This window comes from Prescottella defluvii (genome assembly GCF_000738775.1).
Taxonomy (GTDB): domain Bacteria; phylum Actinomycetota; class Actinomycetes; order Mycobacteriales; family Mycobacteriaceae; genus Prescottella; species Prescottella defluvii.
This window is the reverse complement of the sequence record NZ_JPOC01000003.1, coordinates 86,416-110,756: the sequence shown is the minus strand read 5'-3', so window position 1 is coordinate 110,756 and position 24,341 is coordinate 86,416. Positions and strand designations below refer to the sequence as shown.

Annotated in this window: 24 protein-coding genes; 16 read left to right on the top strand and 8 right to left on the bottom strand. The window is 69.5% G+C overall.

All coding sequences use genetic code 11. The features are described 5' to 3' along the window. Nucleotides 1–131 precede the first annotated feature (131 nt). Nucleotides 132–779: an MBL fold metallo-hydrolase gene (locus IJ15_RS0100925; RefSeq protein ID WP_031936472.1), complete on the bottom strand. Its 648-nt coding sequence runs from the start codon at nt 777–779 to the stop codon at nt 132–134. A 141-nt stretch (nt 780–920) separates the two neighbouring features. Here IJ15_RS0100925 and purS point away from each other — a divergent pair, with 141 nt between their 5' ends. Both purS and purQ read left to right on the top strand, forming a co-directional pair. Continuing rightward, nucleotides 921–1,157 carry a phosphoribosylformylglycinamidine synthase subunit PurS gene (purS, locus tag IJ15_RS0100920; RefSeq protein WP_031936471.1) on the top strand — a complete coding sequence of 79 codons (237 nt, stop codon included), beginning with the start codon at nt 921–923 and terminating at the stop codon, nt 1,155–1,157. Next, on the top strand, nt 1,154–1,831 hold the full coding sequence (gene purQ / locus IJ15_RS0100915; RefSeq protein WP_031936470.1) for a phosphoribosylformylglycinamidine synthase subunit PurQ: 678 nt from the start codon (nt 1,154–1,156) through the stop codon (nt 1,829–1,831). Before purS ends, purQ begins: the two co-directional genes overlap by 4 nt. A 70-nt stretch (nt 1,832–1,901) precedes the next feature. Here the strand turns inward: purQ and IJ15_RS0100910 are convergent, their stop codons facing one another. Continuing rightward, nucleotides 1,902–2,888, bottom strand: coding sequence for an FUSC family protein (locus IJ15_RS0100910; protein ID WP_197059704.1), 987 nt, complete (start codon nt 2,886–2,888; stop codon nt 1,902–1,904). Nucleotides 2,889–2,960: 72 nt separating this feature from the next. Here IJ15_RS0100910 and IJ15_RS0100905 point away from each other — a divergent pair, with 72 nt between their 5' ends. The 3 genes from IJ15_RS0100905 to IJ15_RS0100895 all read left to right on the top strand — a co-directional run bounded on the left by IJ15_RS0100905 (nt 2,961) and on the right by IJ15_RS0100895 (nt 5,952). Beyond that, nucleotides 2,961–4,193, top strand: coding sequence for an amidohydrolase (locus tag IJ15_RS0100905; RefSeq protein ID WP_031936468.1), 1,233 nt, complete (start codon nt 2,961–2,963; stop codon nt 4,191–4,193). A 123-nt stretch (nt 4,194–4,316) separates the two neighbouring features. Beyond that, on the top strand, nt 4,317–5,393 hold the full coding sequence (locus IJ15_RS0100900; RefSeq protein ID WP_031936467.1) for an NAD(P)H-dependent amine dehydrogenase family protein: 1,077 nt from the start codon (nt 4,317–4,319) through the stop codon (nt 5,391–5,393). A gap of 79 nt (nt 5,394–5,472) precedes the next feature. Then, nucleotides 5,473–5,952, top strand: a complete 480-nt coding sequence (locus IJ15_RS0100895) for a carboxymuconolactone decarboxylase family protein (protein WP_031936466.1) — start codon at nt 5,473–5,475, stop codon at nt 5,950–5,952. A 4-nt stretch (nt 5,953–5,956) separates the two neighbouring features. Here the strand turns inward: IJ15_RS0100895 and IJ15_RS0100890 are convergent, their stop codons facing one another. Then, nucleotides 5,957–6,904, bottom strand: a complete 948-nt coding sequence (locus IJ15_RS0100890; protein ID WP_031936465.1) for a Dyp-type peroxidase — start codon at nt 6,902–6,904, stop codon at nt 5,957–5,959. Nucleotides 6,905–6,997: 93 nt separating this feature from the next. Here IJ15_RS0100890 and IJ15_RS0100885 point away from each other — a divergent pair, with 93 nt between their 5' ends. The 6 genes from IJ15_RS0100885 to IJ15_RS0100860 all read left to right on the top strand — a co-directional run bounded on the left by IJ15_RS0100885 (nt 6,998) and on the right by IJ15_RS0100860 (nt 14,464). Beyond that, nucleotides 6,998–7,348 carry a VOC family protein gene (locus tag IJ15_RS0100885; protein WP_031936464.1) on the top strand — a complete coding sequence of 117 codons (351 nt, stop codon included), beginning with the start codon at nt 6,998–7,000 and terminating at the stop codon, nt 7,346–7,348. A gap of 24 nt (nt 7,349–7,372) precedes the next feature. Further along, entirely contained in the window at nt 7,373–8,671 is a 1,299-nt protein-coding gene (locus tag IJ15_RS0100880; RefSeq protein WP_051918431.1) for a M18 family aminopeptidase, read from the top strand. Between the two features lie 159 nt (nt 8,672–8,830). Continuing rightward, complete coding sequence (locus IJ15_RS0100875) at nt 8,831–9,565, top strand: hypothetical protein (protein WP_031936462.1); 735 nt, start codon at nt 8,831–8,833, stop codon at nt 9,563–9,565. Between the two features lie 169 nt (nt 9,566–9,734). After that, nucleotides 9,735–12,014, top strand: coding sequence for a phosphoribosylformylglycinamidine synthase subunit PurL (gene purL, locus IJ15_RS24795; protein WP_037135197.1), 2,280 nt, complete (start codon nt 9,735–9,737; stop codon nt 12,012–12,014). A gap of 3 nt (nt 12,015–12,017) precedes the next feature. Next, entirely contained in the window at nt 12,018–13,802 is a 1,785-nt protein-coding gene (locus IJ15_RS0100865; RefSeq protein WP_031936461.1) for an alpha/beta hydrolase, read from the top strand. Continuing rightward, entirely contained in the window at nt 13,799–14,464 is a 666-nt protein-coding gene (locus IJ15_RS0100860; protein ID WP_031936460.1) for a CPBP family intramembrane glutamic endopeptidase, read from the top strand. The genes IJ15_RS0100865 and IJ15_RS0100860 overlap by 4 nt, the downstream gene beginning before the upstream one ends. Nucleotides 14,465–14,480: 16 nt before the next feature. Here IJ15_RS0100860 and IJ15_RS0100855 read toward each other — a convergent pair whose 3' ends face one another. Beyond that, entirely contained in the window at nt 14,481–14,933 is a 453-nt protein-coding gene (locus tag IJ15_RS0100855; RefSeq protein ID WP_407983938.1) for a PPOX class F420-dependent oxidoreductase, read from the bottom strand. Nucleotides 14,934–14,984: 51 nt separating this feature from the next. Here IJ15_RS0100855 and IJ15_RS0100850 point away from each other — a divergent pair, with 51 nt between their 5' ends. The 3 genes from IJ15_RS0100850 to purM all read left to right on the top strand — a co-directional run bounded on the left by IJ15_RS0100850 (nt 14,985) and on the right by purM (nt 18,317). Further along, nucleotides 14,985–15,371: a sterol carrier family protein gene (locus IJ15_RS0100850; RefSeq protein ID WP_031936458.1), complete on the top strand. Its 387-nt coding sequence runs from the start codon at nt 14,985–14,987 to the stop codon at nt 15,369–15,371. A gap of 138 nt (nt 15,372–15,509) precedes the next feature. Then, nucleotides 15,510–17,090, top strand: a complete 1,581-nt coding sequence (gene purF / locus IJ15_RS0100845) for an amidophosphoribosyltransferase (protein ID WP_031936457.1) — start codon at nt 15,510–15,512, stop codon at nt 17,088–17,090. 147 nt (nt 17,091–17,237) lie between these two features. Continuing rightward, entirely contained in the window at nt 17,238–18,317 is a 1,080-nt protein-coding gene (gene purM, locus IJ15_RS0100840; protein WP_031936456.1) for a phosphoribosylformylglycinamidine cyclo-ligase, read from the top strand. 254 nt (nt 18,318–18,571) lie between these two features. Here purM and IJ15_RS25420 read toward each other — a convergent pair whose 3' ends face one another. The 4 genes from IJ15_RS25420 to ygfZ form a co-directional block, all read right to left on the bottom strand. Continuing rightward, the gene (locus IJ15_RS25420; protein WP_081880515.1) at nt 18,572–18,787 is read right to left on the bottom strand and encodes a DUF3073 domain-containing protein; all 216 of its coding nucleotides are present in this window, start codon (nt 18,785–18,787) and stop codon (nt 18,572–18,574) included. A gap of 184 nt (nt 18,788–18,971) precedes the next feature. Next, entirely contained in the window at nt 18,972–19,925 is a 954-nt protein-coding gene (locus IJ15_RS0100835; protein ID WP_031936455.1) for an asparaginase, read from the bottom strand. Continuing rightward, nucleotides 19,922–20,575 carry an MOSC domain-containing protein gene (locus IJ15_RS0100830; RefSeq protein ID WP_031936454.1) on the bottom strand — a complete coding sequence of 218 codons (654 nt, stop codon included), beginning with the start codon at nt 20,573–20,575 and terminating at the stop codon, nt 19,922–19,924. Before IJ15_RS0100830 ends, IJ15_RS0100835 begins: the two co-directional genes overlap by 4 nt. Further along, a complete protein-coding gene (ygfZ, locus tag IJ15_RS0100825; RefSeq protein WP_031936453.1) occupies nt 20,572–21,702 on the bottom strand; it encodes a CAF17-like 4Fe-4S cluster assembly/insertion protein YgfZ in 1,131 nt (376 codons plus the stop codon). Before ygfZ ends, IJ15_RS0100830 begins: the two co-directional genes overlap by 4 nt. Nucleotides 21,703–21,786: 84 nt before the next feature. Between ygfZ and IJ15_RS0100820 the strand changes: the two genes are divergently transcribed. Both IJ15_RS0100820 and IJ15_RS0100815 read left to right on the top strand, forming a co-directional pair. Continuing rightward, nucleotides 21,787–22,656 (top strand): aminodeoxychorismate lyase, encoded by an 870-nt coding sequence (locus IJ15_RS0100820; protein ID WP_031936452.1) that lies wholly within the window; start codon nt 21,787–21,789, stop codon nt 22,654–22,656. A gap of 158 nt (nt 22,657–22,814) precedes the next feature. After that, entirely contained in the window at nt 22,815–24,332 is a 1,518-nt protein-coding gene (locus IJ15_RS0100815) for a cytochrome ubiquinol oxidase subunit I (RefSeq protein ID WP_031936451.1), read from the top strand. Nucleotides 24,333–24,341: the final 9 nt, after the last annotated feature.

The window sequence follows — 24,341 nt, the reverse complement described above, 5'->3', positions numbered from 1 at the left end:
ACGAGATGCCGAACATCCCATGGAGGGCGGCATTCGTGCAGCACAGTACCTACGGAAAATGCCCGGGGTGTCCCGATCGGCGATATCCGGTACGAGATTCACCCCGGTTTCACACCGGGCGGACCGACCGGTCAGGACACTTCGACGCTCGACTCCTCGGGCAGCACCCGGAACTCGGTTCCGCCCGGACCCATCTCGGTGAGCCGTCCGTAGTAGATGCCCCGGGCCTCCTTCGCGACCACACCCTGATGGATCGGGACCGCGACCCGCGGGTGCACCGCGCGCAGGTAGTCGACCGACTCGGAGATCTTGAGCCACGGGGCCGCCGCCGGCACCGCGAGGACGTCGACCTTCTGTTCGGGAACGAACAGTGAGTCGCCCGGATGCATCAGCTTGGCCGGGTTCTCGGCATCGCCGAGCAGGTACGCGGTGTTGTCGATCAGCGGGATCTCCGGATGGATCACCGCGTGCGTTCCGCCGGTGCCGGTGACCTGAACCTCGCCGACGTCGAACACGTCGCCGGGGTACACCGCGGTCCACGTCTCGCCCAGTAGGGCCGTCGTCTGCGGGTCGGCGTACAGACCCGCGCCGGGATTCGCGGCGACCAGTGCGGGCAGCCGAGCCGGGTCGGCGTGATCGGGATGCTGATGCGTGATCAGGATCGCGTCGAGGCCCGTGATCCCTTCGAATCCATGCGAGAAATTGCCCGGATCGAACAGGATCTTCGCGCCGTCGAGCTCCACCAGGACACAGGAATGGCCGAAGTGCGTCAGTCGCATGAGACGAGTATGCGGGATCACACTCGCGTGCGGGGTGGCGTCGGACCTTCACTCGATGCGGGAGTGCCCCGGGCTGCCCGGTAAACTCCTGGGTGCCCGGTGCGATCCCGGGCAGAAACCAGCCATAGCGAGGAGCAGCACGTGGCCCGTGTCGTTGTCGATGTCATGCCCAAGGCCGAGATTCTCGACCCGCAGGGACAGGCCATTGTCGGGGCGCTGTCCCGACTCGGTCATGCCGGTGTGTCGGATGTCCGTCAGGGTAAGCGATTCGAGATCGAGGTCGACGACACCGTCAGCGACGACGAGCTCGCCACCATCGCCGAGTCGCTGCTGGCGAACACGGTGATCGAGGACTGGAAGGTCACGCGAGTCCAGTGAGCGCGCGCATCGGAGTCATCACCTTCCCGGGCACGCTCGACGACGTCGACGCCGCCCGCGCCGTCCGCCTCGCCGGTGGTGAAGCCGTCAGCCTGTGGCACGGCGACGCCGACCTCAAGGGCGTGGACGCGGTCATCGTTCCCGGTGGCTTCTCCTACGGCGACTACCTGCGCTGCGGTGCCATCGCCCGCTTCGCGCCCGTCATGGGCGAGGTCGTCAAGGCCGCCGGCGGCGGCATGCCGGTCCTCGGCATCTGCAACGGCTTCCAGGTCCTGTGCGAGGCCGGCCTACTGCCGGGCGCACTGACCCGCAACGCCGGTCTGCACTTCGTGTGCCGCGACCAGTGGCTCAAGGTCGAGTCCAACTCGACGGCGTGGTCGTCCCGCTACGAGGTGGGCGCCGAGATCCTCGTGCCCCTCAAGTCGGGCGAGGGCCGCTACCAGGCGTCCGAGCAGGTGCTCGACGAACTCGAGGGTGAGGGCCGCGTGGTGTTCCGCTACGCCGGTGACAACCCCAACGGTTCGCAGCGCGGCATCGCCGGCATCGCGTCGGCCAACGGTCGCGTCGTCGGCCTCATGCCGCACCCCGAGCACGCCACCGAGGCCCTCACCGGCCCCAGCGACGACGGCCTGGGCATGTTCTACTCCGCGCTCGAGGGCGTGTTGACCGCCTGAGTCGGGCACTGCGACGTCGACAGGGGCGGACCGGGTTTCCCGGTCCGCCCCTGTCGTCTCTGTTCGTCGGTCAGGGCCGGGCCGGCAGCGGCTCGGCGGTGGGACTTCCGGGACGCCGCGACATCAGCTTTCGCGCGCACCAGGTGACGGCCACCGCGACGACCACCGACACCAGGACGGCCCCGATGCGGCCCGCGCTGATCTGGTAGGTCGGTTGATCGGAGGACGTCGTGAGCAGGATCGCCGGGGTCAGCAGTGTCACGAACATCGTGTAGTTGCCGACGCTGAGGTACGCGAAGCACAGCACGCTGCACACCACTGCCGCGATCAGCGGAACCGGCTGGGGGACGAGGGAGACGACGGTGGCGACGACGGCGCCGGCCGCGGTTCCGACGAGCCGGTCGCGTGCGCGCGTGCCGTTCTCGAATAGTCCGACCGCGAGGATCGTGCAGAAGGACAGCAGAGCCCATCCGACGTACGGGTACTCGACCCATTCGCCGACAGCAACGATCAACAGGGAACCCGCCGCGAGCACCGCGCCGTAGCGCAGGCTGTCCGACAATGAGCTTTCCGATGCCGCGGACGACCCGTCGGTGGCAGTGAGCGCTGTGATCGCGAGAACGAACGTCGCCCCGATGATCGACCCGAGCGCGACCTGCCACAGCCGGACATCGGTGGTGGACAGGGCCGCGAAGGCGAGGAGATTGACCGGCGCCCGGGTCATGGCGGCCACACCGCCCACCCGGAACAGTCCCTGCACCAGGCATACGGCGGTGAGCGCGACGAGCACCGCCCACAGACCGTGGGACCCGACGACGAATCCCAGCAGGGCCACTGCGATCGCCCACCCGGCCGCCGCGAACCGCCACCCTCCGCGCAGTGCCCGTGCCGGGGAGATCAGAAGCAGGACCGCCAGGTATGCGGCCTGGGCGGAATGCGGCCCGATGAACAGCCGGACCGCACCGAGGACGAGACCGACCGATGCGACGAGGACCATCGCGGTGACGATCGCCCTCGGAGGCAACGAGAAAGTGAAGGTGTGCAACCGAGCCGTCATCGAGCTGACCCCCCTCCTGAGCCGTGGGCCGTTAGGGTGTGGCTGACATCGTAGATACCTCGAGGGGATCGTATGGCTTCGAACGTCACTCGGCTCGCGGACCTCTACCGCGATCTGCACGCGCATCCCGAACTGAGCTTCGCCGAGACCCGCACCGCCGGGATCGTCGCCGACAATCTGCGCCGGATCGGCCTCGACGTCACCGAGGGCGTCGGCCGCACCGGCGTCGTGGGCATCCTCGACCGCGGCCCGGGCCCGACCGTGCTCATGCGGGCCGACATGGACGCGCTCCCCGTCCGTGAGGAAACCGGCCTCCCCTACGCGAGCACCGTCACCGGCACGTCCGCCGACGGCACCGAGGTGCCCGTGATGCACGCGTGCGGTCACGACATGCACACCACCGCGCTGATCGGCGCACTGGAAGTGCTTGCCGCAGAATCCGACTGGCAGGGCAAGGTGATCGCGGTCTTCCAGCCGGCCGAGGAAACCGGCGCCGGAGCCCGCGCGATGGTCGACGACGGTCTGTTCACCCGCTTCGGCACGCCCGACGTGGTGCTCGGGCAGCACGTCGCGCCCCTGCCCGCAGGTGCGATCGGGCTCGAGATCGGTCCGGCGTTCGCCGCCTCGGACGCACTGAAGATCACCCTCTACGGTCGCGGTGGTCACGGATCGCGCCCGGAGACGACGGTCGATCCGATCGTGCTCGCGGCCTCGACGGTCCTGCGGCTGCAGACGATCGTGTCCCGCGAGATCGCCGGGACCGACACCGCCGTCGTCTCCATCGGCTCGATCCATGCGGGCGGCGCGGCCAACATCATCCCGGATTCGGCCGAACTGAAACTGAGCGTCCGCACGTTCGACGCGAAGGTGCGCGATCGGGTGCTCGGCGCCATCGAGCGAATCGTGCAGGGCGAGGCGGCAACCGCGGGCGCCGACCGCAAACCGGTGATCGAGACGTTGCATTCGTTCCCGGCGGTCATCAACGACGCCGCCGCCGGCGCACAGGTCCGTGCCGCGTTCGGCAGTGGCCTCGAAGGTGTGATCGTCGTGGACCCGGGCGTGGTCACCGGCAGCGAGGACGTCGGCATCCTCGCCTACGAATCCGGTGCCCCCTGCGTGTACTGGCTGCTCGGAGGCGCCGACCCCGCCGAGTTCGCCGGCGCCCGATCGGTCCCGGAAATCGCCGCCAGGGTCGCCGAACTGCCGTCCAACCACTCACCCCTCTACGCACCGGTGATCTCACCCACCCTCGAGGTGGGCGTCCGCGCACTGGCCGTCGCCGCGCGCAGCTGGCTCGCGGGCTAGAGCGTCGCGCCGATCCGTTTCACGAGCTGAAGGGACCCTTCGTGCGCTGGGAGCGGCCGAAGGGTCCCTTCAACTGGGTGGAAGTGGGTGCGCGAACGGCCCCGGTTCGCTAGCGTCCCGCGCATGATCAGCACTGTCGTCTGGGGTACCGGCAACGTCGGCCGCGCGGCGATCCGCGCGGTACACGCCAATCCGCACCTGGAATTGTCCGCGGTCGTCGTGCACAACCCGGACAAGGTGGGACGCGACGCCGGTGAACTGGGCGACGTCGGTGAGCATCTCGGTGTCGCCGCGACCGCCGACATCGACGAGGTTCTCGCGACCCGCCCGGGTGCGGTGGTCTACGCGGCGTCCGGCGACGTCCGGCCCGACGACGCACTTGCCGACATCGTCCGGGCGGTGCGTACCGGTGCGGTGGTGGTGACGCCGTCGCTGTATCCGCTGTACGACCATCGGAGTGCGCCGCCGGAACTGCGGGATCCCGTGCTCGACGCGATCCGGGTGGGCGGTGGTTCGTTGTTCGTGTCCGGGGTGGACCCGGGCTGGGGCAACGATGTGCTGCCGCTGCTGATCAGTGGACTCGGTTCCACCGTCGACACCGTCCGGTGCCAGGAGATCTTCGACTACACGGACTACGACCAGCCCGATTCGGTGCGCTACCTCGTCGGGATGGGCCAGCCGATGGACTACGCACCTCCGATGATCGCCCCGAACATCCCGACCATGGTGTGGGGCGGTCAGGTTCGGCTGATGGCGCGGGCGCTCGGGCTGGAACTCGACAAGGTCGGCGAGACCGTCGAACGCCGGGCCCTCGACGCGGACGTCACGACCACGTCGATGGGTGACTTCGCCGCGGGCACCCAGGGTGCCCTGCGTTTCGAGGTGCAGGGCATCGTCGACGGCCTCCCACGGATCGTCGTCGAGCATGTCACCCGGATCCATCCGTCGTGTGCCCCGGACTGGCCGACACCGCCGGACGGCGGCGCCGGCGCACACCGGGTGATCATCGAGGGGCGGCCGCGGATCGAGGTCACCGTCGAGGCGACGGACGAGGGCGGCAGCCGCGCGGCCGGCGGCAACGCCACCGCCGTCGGGCGACTGGTCAACGCGATCGACTGGCTCGCCGCCGCCGAACCCGGCCTGTACGACGCGCTCGAGGTGCCGCTGCGACCGTCGCCGGCGATGTCGCCGCGCAGGTGACCAGGACTTCGTCGCGCACGACCGACCGGTGATGAGAATCGGCACCACCGGTCGGCGTCGGCGGAGCACACTGGGCGCCATGAACATCGATATTCCCGAGGGCAAGGACCCGGTCGCGTACGTGTGGGGCGAGATGGTCCCCGAGATCGGAATCCCGGCGTCGAAATTCTCGCGGTCCGTGTACGCGAACTCGACCCTGGACCTGCGCGAGTTCGAGGCCGCCCGGCTGCGGATCGCGCAGATCAACGGCTGCATCGTCTGCATGGACTGGCGCACCGAACGCGACGGGCAGAAGGTCGAGGACGACTTCTTCGAGTCCGTCGAGAACTGGCGCACCACCGACGCGTTCGGCGACCGGGTCAGACTGGCCGCCGAGTACGCCGAGCGGTACGCGCTCGATCACCACAACCTCGACGACGAGTTCTGGGCGCGGATGAGTGCCCGATACAGCCAGGCCGAGATCGTCGAACTGTCGATGTGCCTGGGATCCTGGATCGCATTCGGCCGGCTCAACCACGTGCTGGGGCTGGACACCGTCTGCGCGTTGCCCGGCAGCTGAGCCGTCAGGCTGTCGGGGCCGGCGGCAGCGCGTCGAGGAAGTCCTCGCTGGGTGCGAAGAACAACGAGCCGGTGACCGCGACCGAGAAGTCCAGCAGCCGATCGTAATTGCCGCGGGGGCTGCCGAGGAACATGTTCTCGAGCATCCGTTCGGTGATCGCGGGCGTTCGGCAGTAGCCGATGAAGAACGTGCCCATCTCGTCGCCGACGCGGCCGTACGGCATGTTGGCCCGCAGGATCTCGAGCGCGTTGCCGTCGTCGTCCTTGATCGCGTTGAGGGCGACGTGCGAGTTGGCCGGTTTGACGTCGGACGTCATCTCGACGTCGTCGCGCTTGCTGCGCCCGATCACGCGCTCCTGCTCGTCGACGGGCAGCGCCTCCCAGTCGGTCATCGTGTGGACGTAACGCTGGATGTGCACGTACGAGCCGCCGGCGAAATCCGGATCCTCCGCGCCGACGGTGACGGCCGCGACGGCCTGCTGCCCGCTGGGGTTCTCGGTACCGTCCACGAACCCGATGAGGTCGCGGTTCTCGAAGTACCGGAACCCGTGGACCTCGTCCACGACCGCGGCCGCGCCGTCGAGACGCTTGACGATCCGGTGGGCCAGTTCGAAGCACGCATCCGGCGTCTCGGCCCGGATGTGGAACAACAGATCACCCGCGGTCGACGGCGCGACATGCTTGTCGCCGCGCAGTTCGACGAACTCGTGCAACTGCGCGGGGCGCGGCCCGGTGAACAACCGGTCCCAGACGGTGGATCCGATCGCGACCACCAGTTCGAGGTTGGAGCCGGGAACCCGCAGACCCACGGCACGACCCATCCCGATGACGTCGGCGAGCAGGTCCCGGACCGTCGACTCCCCACCGGGTGCCACGGTGGCGACGAGGAAGATCGCGGCGGGGGACAGCGGGGTGGCCACCGGCTGAGCCCGGTGGAAGGTGGTGTCGTTCATCGGGACTCCGGTTCGTGCGGTCGATCTGGGCGTGGCCAATGTAGCGGCTGTGTCCGACGCCCGAATGTCGGTGTCTCGCGCTAGCGTCCGACCATGACACTGACATTGGGGATGATCTCGTTCGATTCGACGGATCCCGGGCCGCTCGCGCGCTGGTGGGCGGACCTGACGGGCGGCACGGTCGAGGCGGAGAACGACGGCTGGTTCTTCGTGGTCGGCGTTCCCGGGTGGGGGCACAAGCTCGGATTCCAGAAGGTCGACGACCCGGCGCCCGGCAAGAACCGGATTCATCTGGACATGGTCTCCTCCGATCTGGACGCGGAGGTCGTGCGGGTGCTCGCTGCCGGTGCCGCCGAGGTGCATCGGGAGACCCTGGACGGCTTCCGGTGGGTGGTGTTCGCGGACCCGCAGAGCAACCAGTTCTGTGTCTCGGGGGCGCACTGATCCGGGTACTGCATGATGGTCGGTATGCCATCGATTACGCAGGCTGACGCCCGGGGACTGTGTGCCTTCGTCGACGCGTCGCCGTCCCCGTTCCACGTGTGCGCGACGGTCGCTGCCGAGCTGGCCGAGAACGGTTTCACCGAGTTGCGGGAGACGGAGGCGTGGCCGTCCGCGCCCGGACGCTACTACCTGATCCGCGGCGGATCGTTGATCGCGTGGAGCACGGAGGGCGTGACGGCCGGTTCGGCCGTTCCCGCGCGGCCGTTCCGGATCGTCGGCGGGCACACCGACAGTCCGAACCTGCGGGTGAAACAGCATCCGGACCTCGTCTCGGCGGGCTGGCGGATGGTGGGCCTCGAGCCGTACGGCGGTGCGTGGCTCAACTCGTGGCTCGACCGCGATCTCGGCATCTCCGGCCGGCTCAGCGTCCGGTCGGGGGACGCGGTCGAGGAGGTCCTCGTCCGCGTCGATCGGCCGATCCTGCGGGTGCCGCAGCTGGCGATCCACCTGTCCGAGGAACGCAAGGGCGTGCAGTTGGATCCGCAGCGACACGTCAACGCGGTGTGGGGGACCGGGACCGAGCCGCGGTCGTTCATCGGCTTTCTCGCCGGTGAGGCGGGAGTGGCGGCCGAGTCGGTGCTCGGCTGGGAGCTGATGACCCACGACCTCGCGCCCAGCACGGTGATCGGCGAGGACGAGTCCCTGGTCAGCGCGCCGCGACTCGACAACCAGGGCACCTGCTACGCGGGAACGCAGGCATTGCTCGCCGCGGTCGCCGAGCCGGGCGAGTGCACCCCGGTGCTGGCGCTGTTCGACCACGAGGAGGTGGGCAGCATGTCCGACCGCGGTGCCTTCTCGGATCTGCTGAACTCGGTCCTCGAACGGATCGTGCTGCTGCGCGGCGGCGGCCGGGAGGACTTCCTGCGGGCGATGTCCGGATCGGTGTGCGCGTCCGGTGACATGGCCCACGCCACGCACCCGAACTACCCGGACCGGCACGAACCCGCCCACCGCATCGAGGTGGGCGGCGGTCCGGTCCTCAAGGTCAACCAGAATCTTCGCTACGCCACCGACGCACGCGGGTCCGCGGAGTTCGCACTCGCATGCGATCGTGCCGGGGTGCCGCTGCAGCGGTACGTGCACCGCGCCGACCTGCCGTGCGGGTCGACCATCGGTCCCATCACCGCGTCGCGGACCGGGTTGTCCACCGTCGACGTCGGTGCCCCGCAGTTGGCGATGCACTCGGCGCGGGAGTTGATGGGGGCTCGGGACGTCGGCATGTACGCGGACGCACTCGCGGCCTTCCTGACGCCGGCGCGCTAGGACCGTTTTCCCCGTTCCCCTGCGGAGTTGGACGTACGTCCATTAGGAATGGGGGCGAGTAGTACTCGAGGCGGCCCGAACTCGGTCGGTCACGGTTGCTTCCGCACCGAGCGGGGATGTTCGGCTCGCCTCTCGCCGACCCACTGAACGGAGCTCCACATGTCACGTCGCTCACTACGCCACGCTGTAGCCGCCGCCGCCTCCGTGGCCCTTCTCGCCACTGGCGTCACCGTCGGACTCGGAGCGTCTGCGGCGCAGGCCGCGCCTGCCTGCGCGCTCAGTCAGTCGGTCACGTCCAAGTGGGCCGGCTCGTGGGGGACGCCATACACCCTGAGTAAGGAGGTCGTCGGCGACGGCAAGGTCGCACCGGGACAGACGGTCACCTACATCACCAAGGTGTCCGGTTCGGGAGCGCTCGTCGACCAGATGCGCGACTTCCACCCGGCCGGGTTCCAGCTGGTGCAGGCGCGTCTGAACGTCAAGTGGGTCGTCGGGAATCAGAAGTGGGAGGACGTCACCGGTACGGCTGTCGTCGGCAACAACTCCGTCATCGTCAGGGGCGGCGGGTGGACCACGGCGGGTGGCGGTGTCATTGCTCTGGAGACCACCTACAAGGTCCCGGACAATGCGACGGTCGGCGCGAAGCTCGACAGCGGTGCCGGCACCAACATCGTGCTCGCCAGTGGCAACTGGAACATCGACCCGATGGGCGTGTGCGTCACCGTCCGTCCGCCGAACCCCGTCGAGGCCGGCTCGGGCAGCCTCGAGGATCTGGGCCTGGGCTCGGTCAACACCGGATCGGGTCAGTTCTTCGGTTCCTTCACCGATCCGCAGGGTTCGGTCACGAACGTGGTCAGCGGAATCCTGGGCAATGTGCTCGGCAACATGAGCTGACGAGTGCGTACGACCGCCCCCGGAGCCTCGGCTTCGGGGGCGGTCGGCGTTCGGGGCCCACCGGACCGAACTGGGTGCACGGCCCGTCGGCACCCCCGGCTAGACTTTGCCCTGGCAGCCCCCGCCCGGCCTGCCGATTCGCTCCCAGAGGGAAGGGACCACACGCCCCGTGTCTCCGCAGGTAGATACCGTCACCAACGCTTCCGCGACTCCCGACGTCGCTCAGCCGTTCAAGGAGCTGGGCCTCAAGGACGACGAGTACGCCCGCATCAAGGAGATTCTCGGCCGCCGTCCCACCGACGCCGAGCTCGCGATGTACTCGGTGATGTGGAGCGAGCACTGCTCCTACAAGTCCTCCAAGGTGCACCTCAAGTACTTCGGTGAGACCACCACCGACGAGATGAAGGCCTCGATGCTCGCGGGCATCGGCGAGAACGCCGGCGTCGTCGACATCGGCGACGGCTGGGCGGTCACCTTCAAGGTCGAGTCGCACAACCACCCGTCGTACATCGAGCCCTACCAGGGCGCGGCCACCGGCGTCGGCGGCATCGTCCGCGACATCATGGCAATGGGTGCGCGTCCCATCGCGGTCATGGATCAGCTGCGCTTCGGTGCCGTCGACCACCCGGACACCCGTCGCGTCGTCGACGGCGTCGTGCGCGGCATCGGCGGCTACGGCAACTCGCTCGGCCTGCCCAACGTCGGCGGCGAGACCGTGTTCGACGCCTCCTACCAGGGCAACCCGCTGGTCAACGCGCTGTGCGCCGGCGCGATGCGCGTCGAGGACCTGCACCTGGCGTTCGCGTCCGGCGCCGGCAACAAGATCATCCTGTTCGGTGCGCGCACGGGCCTCGACGGCATCGGTGGCGTGTCCGTCCTCGCCTCGGAGACGTTCGACGAGAGCTCGGGCGGACGCCCGAAGAAGCTCCCCGCCGTCCAGGTGGGCGACCCGTTCACCGAGAAGGTGCTCATCGAGTGCTGCCTCGACCTGTACAAGGCCGAACTGGTCGTCGGTATCCAGGACCTCGGCGGCGCCGGCCTGTCCTGCGCGACGTCCGAGCTGGCCGCGGCCGGTGACGGTGGCATGCACATCGACCTCGACCTGGTCCCGACCCGCGCCGAGGGCATGACCGCCGCCGAGGTGCTCTCCAGCGAATCGCAGGAGCGCATGTGCGCGGTCGTCGCCCCCGAGAACGTCGACGCGTTCATGGAGGTCTGCAAGAAGTGGGACGTCCTGGCCACCGTGATCGGTGAGGTCACCGACGGCGAGCATCTCGTCATCGACTGGCACGGCGAGACCGTCGTCGACGCCCCGGCGAACACCATCGCCCACGAGGGACCGGTCTACGAGCGTCCCGTCGCGCGTCCCGACACGCAGGACGCCCTGATCGCCGACACCACCGCGAACCTGAAGCGTCCCGCGACGGCGGACGAGCTGAAGGCGACGCTGCTGAAGATGGTCGCCTCGCCGGCGCTGTGCAGCCGCAAGTGGATCACCGAACAGTACGACCGCTACGTGCGTGGCAACACCGTGCTGGCCGAGAACGCCGACGGCGGCATGATCCGCATCGACGAGGAGACCGGACGCGGCATCGCGCTGGCCACCGACGCGTCGGGTCGCTACACCATGCTCGACCCGTACGCCGGCGCGCAGCTGGCGCTCGCCGAGGCGTACCGCAACGTCGCCGTCACCGGCGCCACCCCGAAGGCCGTCTCGAACTGCCTCAACTTCGGTTCCCCCGAGGACCCGGGTGTCATGTGGCAGTTCCAGCAGGCCGTGCGCGGCCTGGCGGACGGCTGCGCGAAGCTCGGCATCCCGGTCACCGGTGGCAACGTGTCCTTCTACAACCAGACCGGTGCCACCGCGATCCTGCCGACCCCGGTCGTCGCCGTCCTCGGTGTCATCGACGACGTGCATCGCCGCATCCCCACCGGACTCGGCCTCGAGCCCGGTGAAACCCTGATCCTGCTGGGCGAGACCCGCGACGAGCTGGACGGCTCGATCTGGGCCCAGGTCGAGCACGGCCACCTCGGTGGCGTTCCGCCGAAGGTCGACCTCGAGCGTGAGCGGCTGCTCGCCGACATCCTGCTCGCCGGGTCGCGTGACGGACTGATCTCCGCTGCGCACGACCTGTCCGAGGGTGGCCTCGCGCAGGCCGTCGTCGAGGCGGCGCTGGCCGGCGAGACCGGCTGCCGGATCCTGCTGCCCGAGGGCGAGGACCCGTTCGTGACGCTGTTCTCGGAGTCGGCCGGCCGCGTGCTGGTCGCGGTGCCCCGCACCGAGGAGACCCGCTTCACCGGTATGTGCTCCGCGCGCGGTCTACCGTGGGTGCGTATCGGCGTCGTCGACGAGGGATCCGACTCCGTCGAGGTCCAGGGTCAGTTCTCGGTCAGCATGGCCGAACTGCGTGAGACGTCCGAAGCGACCCTCCCGGCACTGTTTGGGTGATGCGTGACGGACTCGGGGGTCGAGCGGGAGGTAGTCGCTGAGCTGCGGGAGGATCCGCAGCCGGCGAGGCCTGCCGCCGCCCCCCGGTTCGACCACCGTCACCCGTTCGTCCTCTGGGCGTGGGGCCTGCTGAAGCTGGACTTCACCGGCATCGCGTTCGCGTCACTGTTCTTCTGCTGGTCGCTGACGCCGTCGCTGCTGCCGCGTGACTGGCTGTTCCAGGGGCTCATCGGCGGCATCAGCGCGGCGTTCGGCTACGCGGTCGGGGCCGCGGTCGGCTGGGCGGTCTACGAGTTCGGACTCGCCCGCCGCACCTGGTGGCCCCTGCCCGACCAATACATGCGTGCGATCAAGATCGCTGTGCCGGTGCTGTCCGCGCTGGCCGCGGTGATCATGCTCGTGTACGCCGCCGGGTGGCAGCGGGAGCTGTCGACCCTCATGAACGCCGAGGGCACCACCACCACCGGATACATCCGCACCGGCGGGCTCAGCCTGCTCGTCGCCGCCGCACTGATCTCACTGTGGCGCGTCCTGCGTGATCTGGTCCGCTGGGTCGCCCGTCAGCTCAACAAGTGGCTCCAGATCCCGCCACCCGCCGCGTCGGCGGGCGGACTGGCCGTCGTGCTCGTGCTCGTCTTCATGCTGGTCGACGGCATCCTGCTCCGCGTCGGATACGCCGCGGTGAACTCGATCTTCAGCCTGCAGAACAACGAGACCCGGCCCGGTGCCGTGCAACCCCTGCTGCCGGAGCGGTCCGGCAGTCCGGCATCGGCGGCGCCGTGGGACACCCTCGGATTCGAGGGCCGCAACTTCGTCTCCGGCGGCATCCACGCCGACGAACTGGCCGCCGCGAACGGCAAACCGGCGAAGGAACCCATCCGGGTGTACGCGGGTCTCGAGACCGCCGAGGACACCACCGCGCGGATGAACGTCGTGCTCGACGAATTGGAACGGACCGGCGCGTTCCAGCGCAAGGCCCTCGTCATCATTCCCACCACCGGCACGGGCTGGGTCAATCCCACTGCGGCGCAGGCGATCGAGCTCGTCGAGAACGGTGACAGCGCGCTGGTGGCGGCGCAGTACTCGTACCTGCCGAGTTGGATCTCGTTCATCGCCGATCGCGGGAAGGCGGCGGTCGCCGGGGACGCGTTGATCCACGCGGTGCACGACCGCTGGCTCACCGAACCGGAGGCCACCCGACCCAAGCTGTACGTGTACGGCGAGAGCCTCGGCACGCAGGCCGGGGAGGGCGCCTTCGACGGCCTCGCCGACATTCGCGAGACCGTCGACGGTGTGCTGTGGGTGGGTCCGCCGAACTCCAATCCGCTGTGGGGTGCACTCACCGACCGGCGCGACCCGGGCACCCCGGAGGTGCAACCGGTGTACGCGGACGGACTGGTGGTCCGGTTCGCGGACGACGCGTCGGCGATCCCGGGAACCGAGGGGCCGTGGCTCGAACCTCGGGTGCTCTACATCCAGCACCCGTCGGATCCGGTGGTGTGGTGGTCCACCGACCTCGCGTTCACCCGCCCGGACTGGCTGTCCGAGCCGCCGGGCTTCGACCGGCTGCCGTCGATGAAATGGTTTCCGTTCGTGACCTTCTGGCAGGTCAGCGCCGACCTCGCGAACGCGGCGGGCGTCCCGGACGGCCACGGCCACAACTACGGAACCGTCATCCTCGACGGCTGGGTCGCGGTCACGGCCCCCGACGGCTGGACGCCGGCCGACACCGAACGGGTGCGTGCCACGCTCGAGGGTCTACGCGGGCACGACGGGCCGGAGAAGTGAGCCGGACGGCGGCGCTCGCCACCGCGGGTGCGTTCGTCGCGTGGAACAACGGGGTGTTGCCGTCGCTGCGGTTGTCGTCGCGGGGCCGGGCGACGGCCGGAACTCTGCTCGCACTCGGCGCCACGACCGCCGGACTGGTGGGTGGCCTGCACCGGGAAGAGCTGGGGCTCGGCGACATTCGTGCCGGGCTGCGGTGGGGGAGTGCGGCCGCCGCAGTCCCTGTGGTGGGCTACGCGGGTGCGCTCGCGATGCCGTCGCTGCACAGTCGGTTCGCGGTGCCGGACGACGTTCGGGACGACTTCGCCGAATGGGTGGCCGCCCACATCCCGTTCGGCACCGTCGTCACGGAGGAGTTGCTGTTCCGGGGTGTCCTGACGGCGTTGACGGATCGGGCGTTCCCTCCGGCCGCCGCGACCGCGGTCCGTGCGACGGCCTTCGGGCTGTGGCACGTGCACCCCGCCCACGTCGCGGGCGACTCGGTGGCCGGCACCGTCGCGTTCACGGCCGCCGCCTCGATCCTCTTCGACCGACTGCGCGCTGTCAGCGGCAGCGTCCTCGCGCCGGCACTGCTGCACCTGGCCGTGAACGTCGGCGGCGCGCTGCTGCTGCGGCGCATCCAGGTGGCGACCGGTCCGGCCGAGATGCCGCTGCCGCCGGTGTGACCCGCACTCCGGACAGCTACGCCGTCCCGTAGGCGTGGTCGGTGTGGATCCGCAGGACCTGGCGTCGCTCGGCGACCATCGCCCGACGGAACTCGTCCCAGTCGTCGTGCTCGCGTCCGGCTGCGGAGCGGTAGACCGCGATCAGTTCGTCGACGGTCGCGTCGTCCGGTTCGGCGGCGACGGGGGTCAGTTCGGCGTCGCCTTCGATCACCGCGTAGCTCCAGAAATCGGGCGAGCTCACGTGCAGGGACACCCGGGGATCGCGCGTGGCATTGCGGGTCTTCGCGCGATCCGCGGTGACGGACACGCGGGCCGTGCGCGTGTCCGGATCCCACGCGTACAGCACATTGGACAGTTGCGGTCTGCCGTCGCGCTTGATGGTCGCAAGGACCGCCCGGCTCTGCGACGCGACGAGGTCGAGGAGCGGGCGTGGGATGTCGTCGGTGCTCATGCCCCGTGCAACCGCCATGCGCCCGGCCATGTTCCGATCACCGGGGAACCGCTCGATAGATTGGCACTTATGCCCGCCCGCCGTGCCGTCGATCCCGCCGAACTCCGCAGCGCGCTGCTCGCCGTCGGGCCGTGGCTGCGCGGTGAGGACGAGACGAAGCCGGCGCGCACCGTGCTGGCGGCCGCGGTGCGGTCGAGTGCGCGCACCCTCGAGGACGTCGCGCCCGGTTCGAGTGTCGAGGTGCGGGTGCCGCCGTTCGTCGCGGTGCAGTGCATCGAGGGGCCACGACACACCCGGGGCACGCCGCCGAACGTCGTCGAGACCGACCCGCGGACCTGGCTGCTTCTGGTCACCGGGCTGCTCGGATTCGACGATGCACTCGGTTCCGGTGCGCTCGACGCGTCGGGCAGCAGGGCCGGGGAGATCGCCCATTGGCTCCCGCTGCTGCGTCTGTGATCGCCCGTGATCGCCTGCGACCACGTGTGACGTGGGTCGCATCGGAGTGATCCGATGCACCGACCGTCGAGTTCACCCGGATCGGTAGTTAGAATGGGGCACGCCCCCCTCACCGAATCCCCTTAGGGAGCGCTTGCCGTGACTCGTGCCGAACTGTCGGTCAACAGTCGGAATCTTCTTGCTACGACCGCACCAGACGAGGACGAGAACGAGCCTCGCGAAGAGTGCGGTGTCTTCGGCGTCTGGGCGCCGGGCGAGGACGTCGCGAAGCTGACGTACTACGGGCTCTATGCCCTCCAGCACCGTGGCCAGGAGGCGGCCGGCATCGCCGTCGCCGACGGCGCACAGGTGCTGGTGTTCAAGGATCTCGGACTGGTCAGCCAGGTGTTCGACGAGCAGACCCTCGGCGCCATGCCGGGGCACGTCGCCGTCGGCCACTGCCGCTACTCCACCACCGGGTCCACGACCTGGGAGAACGCGCAGCCGATCTTCCGCACCACCGCCGCCGGCACCGGTGTCGCGCTGGGCCACAACGGCAACCTCGTCAACACGGCCGAGTTGGCGCAGCGCGCCCGCGACGCCGGGCTGATCAACGACAAGCGTCCGGGTGCGGCCACGTCCGACTCGGACATCGTCGGTGCGCTGCTCGCGCACGCCGCCGCGGACAGCACGCTCGAGCAGGCCGCGATGAAGCTGCTGCCGACGCTGCGTGGCGCCTTCTGCCTGACGTTCATGGACGAGCACACGCTGTACGCGGCGCGCGACCCGCACGGCATCCGTCCGCTGTGCCTCGGTCGCCTGGACCGCGGCTGGGTGGTCGCCAGCGAGACCGCCGCGCTCGACATCGTCGGCGCATCGTTCGTGCGTGAGATCGAGCCCGGCGAGCTGCTCGCGATCGACGCCGACGGCGTCCGGTCGTCCCGCTTCGCGAACCCGGAGCCCAAGGGCTGCGTGTTCGAGTACGTGTACCTGGCCCGCCCGGACAGCGTCATCTCCGGTCGTTCGGTGCACTCGACCCGCGTCGAGATCGGTCGCCGCCTCGCCAAGGAGCACCCCGCCGAGGGCGATCTGGTGATACCGGTGCCGGAGTCCGGTACGCCCGCCGCGGTCGGCTACGCGCAGGGCTCGGGCATTCCGTACGGCCAGGGCCTGATGAAGAACGCCTACGTGGGCCGCACCTTCATCCAGCCGTCGCAGACCATCCGCCAGCTGGGTATCCGCCTCAAGCTCAACCCACTCAAGGAAGTCATCCGCGGCAAGCGCCTCGTCGTCGTCGACGATTCGATCGTCCGCGGCAACACGCAGCGCGCCCTGATCCGCATGCTGCGTGAGGCCGGCGCGCTCGAGATCCACGTCCGGATCGCGTCGCCGCCGGTGAAGTGGCCGTGCTTCTACGGCATCGACTTCGCGTCGCCCGCCGAGCTGATCGCGAACGGTGCCGAGGGCAGCGGCGTCAACGCGACCTTCGAGGAGATGCTCGACGGCGTGCGCCGGTCGATCGGTGCCGACTCGCTCGGCTACATCTCGATCGACGGCATGGTCGCGGCCACCGAGCAGCCCCGCTCGCGTCTGTGCGCGGCGTGCTTCGACGGCAGCTACCCGATCGCGCTGCCGGAGGGTGGCATCGGCAAGAACGTCCTCGAGGGGATGTTGGAGTCCGCGGCGGGTAGCGCACTCACCCACGACAACGACAACGCGGACGCGCTGTCACGCCCGTAGTTCGCAGGACCGTCCGGGGATGCCCGTGCAACTCCGGTAGCGTAAGGGCGCAATCGAGGTGATTGCGCATGCGCACACGCATTCGCGACCACTGCGGATGCTGCAGTTGAGACGTTCACCGAGTATCAAGGCTGGAGCCAGAACCCAATGACCGAGGACAGTACCCGCACGCAGGGCGCTTCGTACGCCGCCGCCGGAGTGGACATCGAAGCCGGCGATCGGGCAGTCGAACTGTTCGCCCCCTTGGCGAAGAAGGCCAGCCGCCCCGAGGTCATGGGTGGTCTCGGTGGATTCGCCGGCCTGTTCTCGCTCAAGGGCGACTACAAGGAGCCGCTGCTCGCCGCGTCCACCGACGGCGTCGGCACCAAGCTCGCCGTCGCGCAGGCCATGGACAAGCACGACACCGTCGGCCTCGACCTGGTCGCGATGGTCGTCGACGACCTCGTGGTGTGCGGCGCCGAGCCGCTGTTCCTGCAGGACTACATCGCGGTCGGCCGCGTCGTCCCCGAGCGGGTCGCCGAGATCGTCGGCGGCATCGCCGAGGGCTGCATCCAGGCCGGCTGCGCGCTGCTCGGCGGCGAGACGGCCGAGCACCCCGGCGTCATGGCCGACGGTGACTACGACCTGTCCGCGACCGGTATCGGCGTCGTCGAGGCCGACCAGCTGCTCGGACCGGACCGGGTCCGCCCGGGCGACGTCGTGATCGGCATGGGCGCGTCGGGTCTGCACTCCAACGGCTACTCGCTGGCCCGCAAGGTGCTGCTCGAGATCGACCGCATGTCGCTGACCGGGCACGTCGACGAGTTCGGCCGCACCCTCGGCGAGGAGCTGCTCGAGCCCACCAAGATCTACGCCAAGGACTGCCTGGCGCTGGCGGCCGAGACCGACGTGCGCACCTTCTGCCACGTCACCGGCGGCGGCCTCGCCAACAACCTCGCACGCGTGATGCCCAAGGGCCTCGTCGCGGAGCTGGACCGCGGCACCTGGAGCCCGGCACCGATCTTCACGATGATCTCGCAGCGGGGTCGCGTCGAGCGCGCCGAGATGGAGCAGACGTTCAACATGGGCGTCGGCATGGTCGCGATCGTCGCGCCCGAGGACGTGGACCGCGCCCTCGCGGTGCTCACGGCCCGCCACATCGACTGCTGGACCCTCGGCAGCGTCAAGAAGGCATCGGACGCCGATACCGCACGCGCACTGCTGCTGGGTGATCACCCGCGCTTCTGAGTGGCCGTCCCGCTCCGGGACCGCACGTAGACGTCGTCCCCGGACCCCCGTCAGGAGGGTCCGGGGACGACGTCGTTTCGACGACGGGTACGTGCGAGCAGTTGAGGCCGGCAGAGCCGCCCCGGCCACGCAGGAATGCCCGGTGGCGTCACGAGTGTGGCAGCACCGGGCGAATCGCAACGAAACATCACGAATGAGGGGGAGCCGTCGGGCTCCCCCTCATTCGTATGTGTCCGACTGGGTCAGGACGGCAGTCAACGACGCCAATCGTCGTAGTCGTCGTCCTCCCAGGGGGAACGCTTGTCCTCGTCGGAGCGCTTGTCGGCGATGACTCCGCCGTTACGGGACGAGCCGGATCCACCGCCGCTCGAGAGCTCTCGTTGCAGGCTGTCGAAATCCGTGGACGGAGAGCTGTATTTGAGCTCCCGTGCAACCTTGGTCTGCTTTGCCTTAGCCCGGCCGCGGCCCATGGCTGACCCCCTCGCGCTTTCGCGGGGCGGCCTGGGGAATTTGGCGGCCCCGCGTGAGTGTTGATGTTTTCCTGACCCACACTCTAGCGTGCAAATCTCGCTTCCGCCTCCACCAATGGTTCCCGGTGGTGTCTGATTTGTCTCAGAGGGCCGATGAGCTGCAATGATGGCGAATTTCTGCAGGCTAGAACACACCCGGCACGGCGCGTATCGTCCCCACGCGGGCGCCTCCGCCGAGGACGGGGCGGGAGGCCAGCGCGGCGTGGTCCTCCGACCACGACACCCCGAGTCGGTGGAGCAGCGCGGCGGTCAACGGCAGCCGGGCCCGTTCGTGGCCGTCGTCGATCTTGAACGCGAAGGCGGTGCCATCGGGCAGCGCACCCGCATGGACCCCGTCGGCGCCGGCCTTGCACAGCAACCCCGGCACCGCCGGCATGAGGCGGGCGTCGTCGCGGCCGGTGCCCGACACGAGATGCGGGTGCGCGCGGATCGCGTCGGCGACGGCACGCTCGTCCGATCCGGGTTCGGCCGTCGCCAGGCGGGAGAAGGCCCGGGCGAGGTTGGTCAGCGACAGCGGGATGATCGGCAACCCGCAGCCGTCGATGCCCAGTTCGGTCTCGGGTTCGCCACTGAGGTCGGCGATGGTCGCGATCACGGCGCGCTGGAGGGGGTGGGTGGGGTCGAGATACGTCTCCAGCGGCCAGTCGTTGGCTGCGCACGCCGCGAGCATGGCCGCGTGCTTGCCCGAACAGTTCATGTACACCGACCGGGGCGGCCGGCCCGACGCCAGCACCTCGGCGCGCGCCAGTTCGTTCGCCGGCAGGTCCGGCGGGCACTGCAGCTGCCGCTCGTCGAGGCCGTGCCGGTCGAGCAGTTGTTCGACGAGTGCGACGTGCTCGGGCTCGCCCTCGTGCGACGCCGAGGCGATCGCCAGCTGCTCGCTGGATTCGGGGACGAACCCGCTGCGGAGCAGCGCGACCGCCTGCATCGGTTTGTTCGACGACCGCGGGTAGATCGGTGTGTGCACCTCGCCGAGCTCTAGTCCGGGCGCGCCGCCCGGCGTCAGCACGACGAGCGAGCCGCGGTGCACGCACTCGCGGAATCCCGATCGGACGACCTCGACGAGTTCGACGCTCACGACGGCACCTGCTCTTCCCGACGGTTGAGGAACTTCCGGACCCGGGCTTCGGCGGCGTCCGCGAGATCGGATTGCTCGGCGAGCAGACGCGTCAGCCGGGCGGGGTCGTCGCCGACGAACACGTCGCGGACGGTCACCCCGTGCGCGGGCACCGCCAGGACCTCGACCGGATCGCCGGCCTGCAGGTGTCCGGGGGTCAGCACTCGCAGGTACGCACCGACGTCGGCGCGTTCGGTGAACCGTTTGACCCACCGCGGCTCGCCGGCCCAGTGCGCGAACGTGCCGCAGGGCACGCGCGGTTCGGTGATCTCGAGTTCGACGTCGCCGATGCGCCAGCGGGTGCCGATCACCGCATCGGTCGTCGGCGCACCGTCGATGCGCAGGTTCTCGCCGAACCACCCCGGCGCGAGGGGCCGGCCCAGTTCCGTCTCCCAACGCGCGGCCTCGGCCGTGGAGTAGGCGTAGACGGCCTTGTCGCGTCCGCCGTGGAACTGCGTGTCGCAGACATGGTCCCCGGTCACCCCGCCGGTTCCGACGCGGACAGGGCCCGTCACGGGGCGTTTGTCGATGGCGGTGCGCGGAGCACGTCTGCTCGGTGCGTCGCGTTCGGCGAACACGACGCACACCGCCTCGAGGCGGCCGCCCGTCACCGGCCGCGCAACCGGTCGACGGCTGCCCGGCCCGCCTGCACCTCGTCGTGCCGCGGTACCGAGTCCGCGTCGATCGAGGCGGCGCACGGTCCGGCGACGAGCGCTGTCTCGGCCGGCACGGCGCGCTTCACCAGTGCCAGTGCGATCGGTCCCCACTCGAAGTGGTCGACGACGGTACCGACGCGGCCGACGGCGCGTCCGTCCGCCGTCACCGACTCGCCGACGTCGGGGCGCCCCTCGGCGGAACCGTCGAGGTGCAGCAGCACCAGGTGCCGCGGCGGCTTCCCCAGATTGTGGACGCGGGCCACCGTCTCCTGGCCGCGGTAGCAGCCCTTGTCGAGGTGGACGGCGCCGTGCTCGGCCGGGCCGCCGATCCAACCGGCCTCGTGGGGGATGGTGCGGTCGTCGGTGTCGACGCCGATGCGCGGGCGCAGGGCCGCGACCCGCAGGGCCTCAAACGCCCACGAGCCGGCCGGGCGGGCCCCGGCGGCGGTGAGGGCGGTCCACCAGCGACTCAGCTCGGAACGCGGAACCAGCAGGTCGAAGGAGTCGGCCGTGGGCCACGGCATCCGCCGCACGAAGCCGCCGCCGGCGAGCGGGACCGCGTCGTACACGTCGGGCAGTGCCGACACGCCGAGCGCCTCCAGGAAGGCGGGGGAGGCGGTGACGTCGGGGCCGAGCAGGCTCAGCACGGCCATGTCGTTGCCGTCGCGGGGTTCGGCCTTGGACCAGAACACCATCTTCTGCAGGAAGCTCAGCAACTCCGGCCCACGCTCGGCCTCGGTGTCGATCCAGGTCACGCCGTCGAGGTCGGTCTGCACCCAGTGGTGCTCGATGCGGCCGTTGATGTCCAGGCTCAGGTTCTCGGCGCTGGACCCGTCGGGGAGCGCCGCGACGTGCTGGCTGGAGATGGTGTGCAGCCACGTCAGGCGCTCGTCACCGGAGATCGCGATGACGAACCGATGCGAACGGTCGACGACAGCAGCGGCGCGGACCGCGGCGCGCTGCTCGGCGAACGGATCGCCGTAGTGCCAGGCGACGCCGGCGTCCGGTGCGCCCTCGGGCGGCGGGACGGCGCCGGGAGTGGAGAGAAGTGGACTGGATGCAACGAGCGGAGAGTCGGCCACGGCCCCATTCTAGGAGCGGTCGGCGACGGCGCCACGGGACGCAGGGAACTGCTGGTCGGGCCGAGTCTGACTATGGTGGGCGGCATGGCTGGGCAGGGTGGGCAGGTGCTGGTGACGCTGGACGGGCAGGTGCGTGACGCCGACGCCCCGCTCCTGCATGTGGACGACCTCGCGGTGGTGCGCGGCGACGGCGTCTTCGAGACGTTGCTGGTCCGCGACGGCCGGGCCTGCAAGGTCGGGTTGCACCTGGATCGGCTGGAGGCGTCGGCGACCGCCCTCGACCTCCCGTTCCCCGGCCGCGGGTTGTGGCGCCGCGCGGTCGATGCCGCGGCCCGCGAGTGGGGGCGTGACCGGGAAGGCTGGATGCGTCTGCTGCTCAGCCGGGGCCGGGAGACCGGGGGGCCGGCGACGGCGTTCGTGTCGGTGGGTCCGGTCGCGGAGCGTGTCCTGCGTGCCCGGCGCGACGGGATCTCCGTGATGACTTTGCCGCGCGGGTACTCGGTCGACCTGTCGGCGTCGGCGCCGTGGCAACTGTCGGGCGCGAAGACGCTGTCGTACGCGACCAACATGGCGGCCCTGCGGCACGCCCAGACGCGGGGTGTCGACGACGTCATCTTCACGAGCAGTGAAGGAAGAATTTTGGAGGGCCCACGGTCGACGGTCGTGATCGCCCGGGGTAAGACCTTGATCACTCCGCCACCCGAGCAGAGCATCCTGCCGGGCACCACGCAGCGCGCCCTTTTCGAGGTCGCCGAGTCCAAGGGGTACGCGTGCCGGTACGCACCCCTCAATCCCGTGGATCTTGTTGTTTCCGAAGGCATCTGGTTGGTCTCGAGTGTGACGCTGGCGGCCCGTGTACACACCCTCGACGGGCTCTCGTTGCCGAAGTCGCCGGCGGCCGAGGACGTGGCCTCGATGGTCGAGTTGGCGGTCGAGACGGTGGGGTCGGACTAGACCCGGGCTAGGCGCCGACCGGAAGGTCTACTACATTCCGTCGTAGGTAATCGGCTGCGGTGAGCTTCTCGCCGCAGTAGCTTTGTCAACAGGGATCGAGCGCCTGCCCACGTCTCGACCCCGAAGCCTGTCCTACGGGCCGACTTTTCGGAGTAGCCATGGATGTCTTGGATGTCTCCCGGTGGCAGTTCGGCATCACCACCGTCTACCACTTCATCTTCGTACCTCTCACGATCGGACTGGCCCCGCTGGTCGCGATCATGCAGACGATGTGGGTGATCACGAAGAAGGATCACTGGTACCGCCTCACCAAGTTCTTCGGCAAGTTCTTCCTGATCAACTTTGCGATCGGTGTCGCGACGGGCATCGTGCAGGAGTTCCAGTTCGGCATGAACTGGAGTGAGTACTCCCGCTTCGTCGGCGACGTCTTCGGTGCGCCGCTGGCGCTGGAAGGCCTGGTCGCGTTCTTCCTCGAGTCGACGTTCCTCGGCCTGTGGATCTTCGGCTGGACCCGTCTGCCCAAGGGCGTCCACCTCGCGACGATCTGGCTGGCCGCGATCGGCGTCAACGCCTCGGCGTACTTCATCATCGTCGCCAACTCGTTCATGCAGCACCCCGTCGGCGCGCGTTTCAACCCCGAGACCGGACGCGCCGAACTCGAGAGCATCTGGGCGCTGCTGACCAACAACACCGCAATCGCGGCGTACTTCCACGCGGTCGCCGGCGGATTCCTCACCGCCGCAACATTCGTGGTCGGTATTGCCGGTTGGTGGATGGTGCGCAACATGCGCAAGGCCAAGACCGCGGCGCCGGAGGACGCGGAGACGCTCGTCCAGGACGCGCGGGGGATGTTCCGGCCGGCCGCCCGCATGGGCATGCTGGTGATGATCATCGCCGGTATCGGCCTCATCTACACCGGCGACGTCCAGGGCAAGCTGATGTTCCAACAGCAGCCGATGAAGATGGCGTCGGCGGAGTCGCTGTGCCATACCGAGACCGATCCCGATTTCTCGATCCTCACGGTCGGTACGCACAACAACTGCGACAGCGTCACGCACGTGCTCAAGGTGCCCTACGTCCTGCCGTGGCTGGCGGAGGGCAAGTTCGAGGGCGTGACCCTGCAGGGCGTCGAGGATCTGCAGGCGCAGTACGAGGAGCAGTTCGGTCCCGGCAACTACCGGCCGAATCTGTTCGTCACCTACTGGTCGTTCCGCGCGATGATCGGCCTCGCCGCCGGTTCGCTGGCGCTCGCGCTCGCCGGCCTGTGGGTCACCCGCCGCGGCCGCGTCCCGGACCAGAACTGGTTCAAGTGGTTGTGCCTCATCGCGATTCCCACGCCGTTCCTCGCGAACAGTGCGGGCTGGATCTTCACCGAGATGGGTCGTCAGCCCTGGGTCGTGCACCCCAACCCGACCGGCGTCGACCTGATCCGGCTCACCGTCGACCAGGGCGTCTCCGACCACCCGGTCGGAATGGTCGTCACCTCGCTCGTGGTGTTCACGCTGCTGTACGGCGCGCTGGGAGTGGTGTGGTTCTACCTGATCCGTCGCTACGCGATCGAGGGACCGTCGCCGCACGACCTGCATCCGCCGGGCCAGGGGCCCAAGCCGAAGGCCGGCGGCCCGGGCGAACCGGGCGAGCCGGAAGCCGAAGAGCAACTGTCGTTCGCGTACTAGGAGACCGTC

Excerpts from the sequence above, each read along its gene's own strand:
- IJ15_RS25420 (WP_081880515.1), bottom strand. The coding sequence starts at position 18,787 with ATGGGCCGCGGCCGGGCTAAGGCAAAGCAGACCAAGGTTGCACGGGAG.
- IJ15_RS0100875 (WP_031936462.1), top strand. The coding sequence starts at position 8,831 with ATGTCACGTCGCTCACTACGCCACGCTGTAGCCGCCGCCGCCTCCGTG.
- IJ15_RS0100850 (WP_031936458.1), top strand. The coding sequence starts at position 14,985 with ATGCCCGCCCGCCGTGCCGTCGATCCCGCCGAACTCCGCAGCGCGCTG.
- IJ15_RS0100815 (WP_031936451.1), top strand. The coding sequence starts at position 22,815 with ATGGATGTCTTGGATGTCTCCCGGTGGCAGTTCGGCATCACCACCGTC.
- IJ15_RS0100885 (WP_031936464.1), top strand. The coding sequence starts at position 6,998 with ATGACACTGACATTGGGGATGATCTCGTTCGATTCGACGGATCCCGGG.
- IJ15_RS0100895 (WP_031936466.1), top strand. The coding sequence starts at position 5,473 with ATGAACATCGATATTCCCGAGGGCAAGGACCCGGTCGCGTACGTGTGG.
- IJ15_RS0100900 (WP_031936467.1), top strand. The coding sequence starts at position 4,317 with ATGATCAGCACTGTCGTCTGGGGTACCGGCAACGTCGGCCGCGCGGCG.
- IJ15_RS0100925 (WP_031936472.1), bottom strand. The coding sequence starts at position 779 with ATGCGACTGACGCACTTCGGCCATTCCTGTGTCCTGGTGGAGCTCGAC.
- IJ15_RS0100820 (WP_031936452.1), top strand. The coding sequence starts at position 21,787 with ATGGCTGGGCAGGGTGGGCAGGTGCTGGTGACGCTGGACGGGCAGGTG.
- IJ15_RS0100910 (WP_197059704.1), bottom strand. The coding sequence starts at position 2,888 with ATGACGGCTCGGTTGCACACCTTCACTTTCTCGTTGCCTCCGAGGGCG.
- IJ15_RS0100855 (WP_407983938.1), bottom strand. The coding sequence starts at position 14,933 with ATGGCGGTTGCACGGGGCATGAGCACCGACGACATCCCACGCCCGCTC.
- IJ15_RS0100905 (WP_031936468.1), top strand. The coding sequence starts at position 2,961 with ATGGCTTCGAACGTCACTCGGCTCGCGGACCTCTACCGCGATCTGCAC.
- purM (WP_031936456.1), top strand. The coding sequence starts at position 17,238 with ATGACCGAGGACAGTACCCGCACGCAGGGCGCTTCGTACGCCGCCGCC.
- IJ15_RS0100880 (WP_051918431.1), top strand. The coding sequence starts at position 7,373 with ATGCCATCGATTACGCAGGCTGACGCCCGGGGACTGTGTGCCTTCGTC.
- IJ15_RS0100890 (WP_031936465.1), bottom strand. The coding sequence starts at position 6,904 with ATGAACGACACCACCTTCCACCGGGCTCAGCCGGTGGCCACCCCGCTG.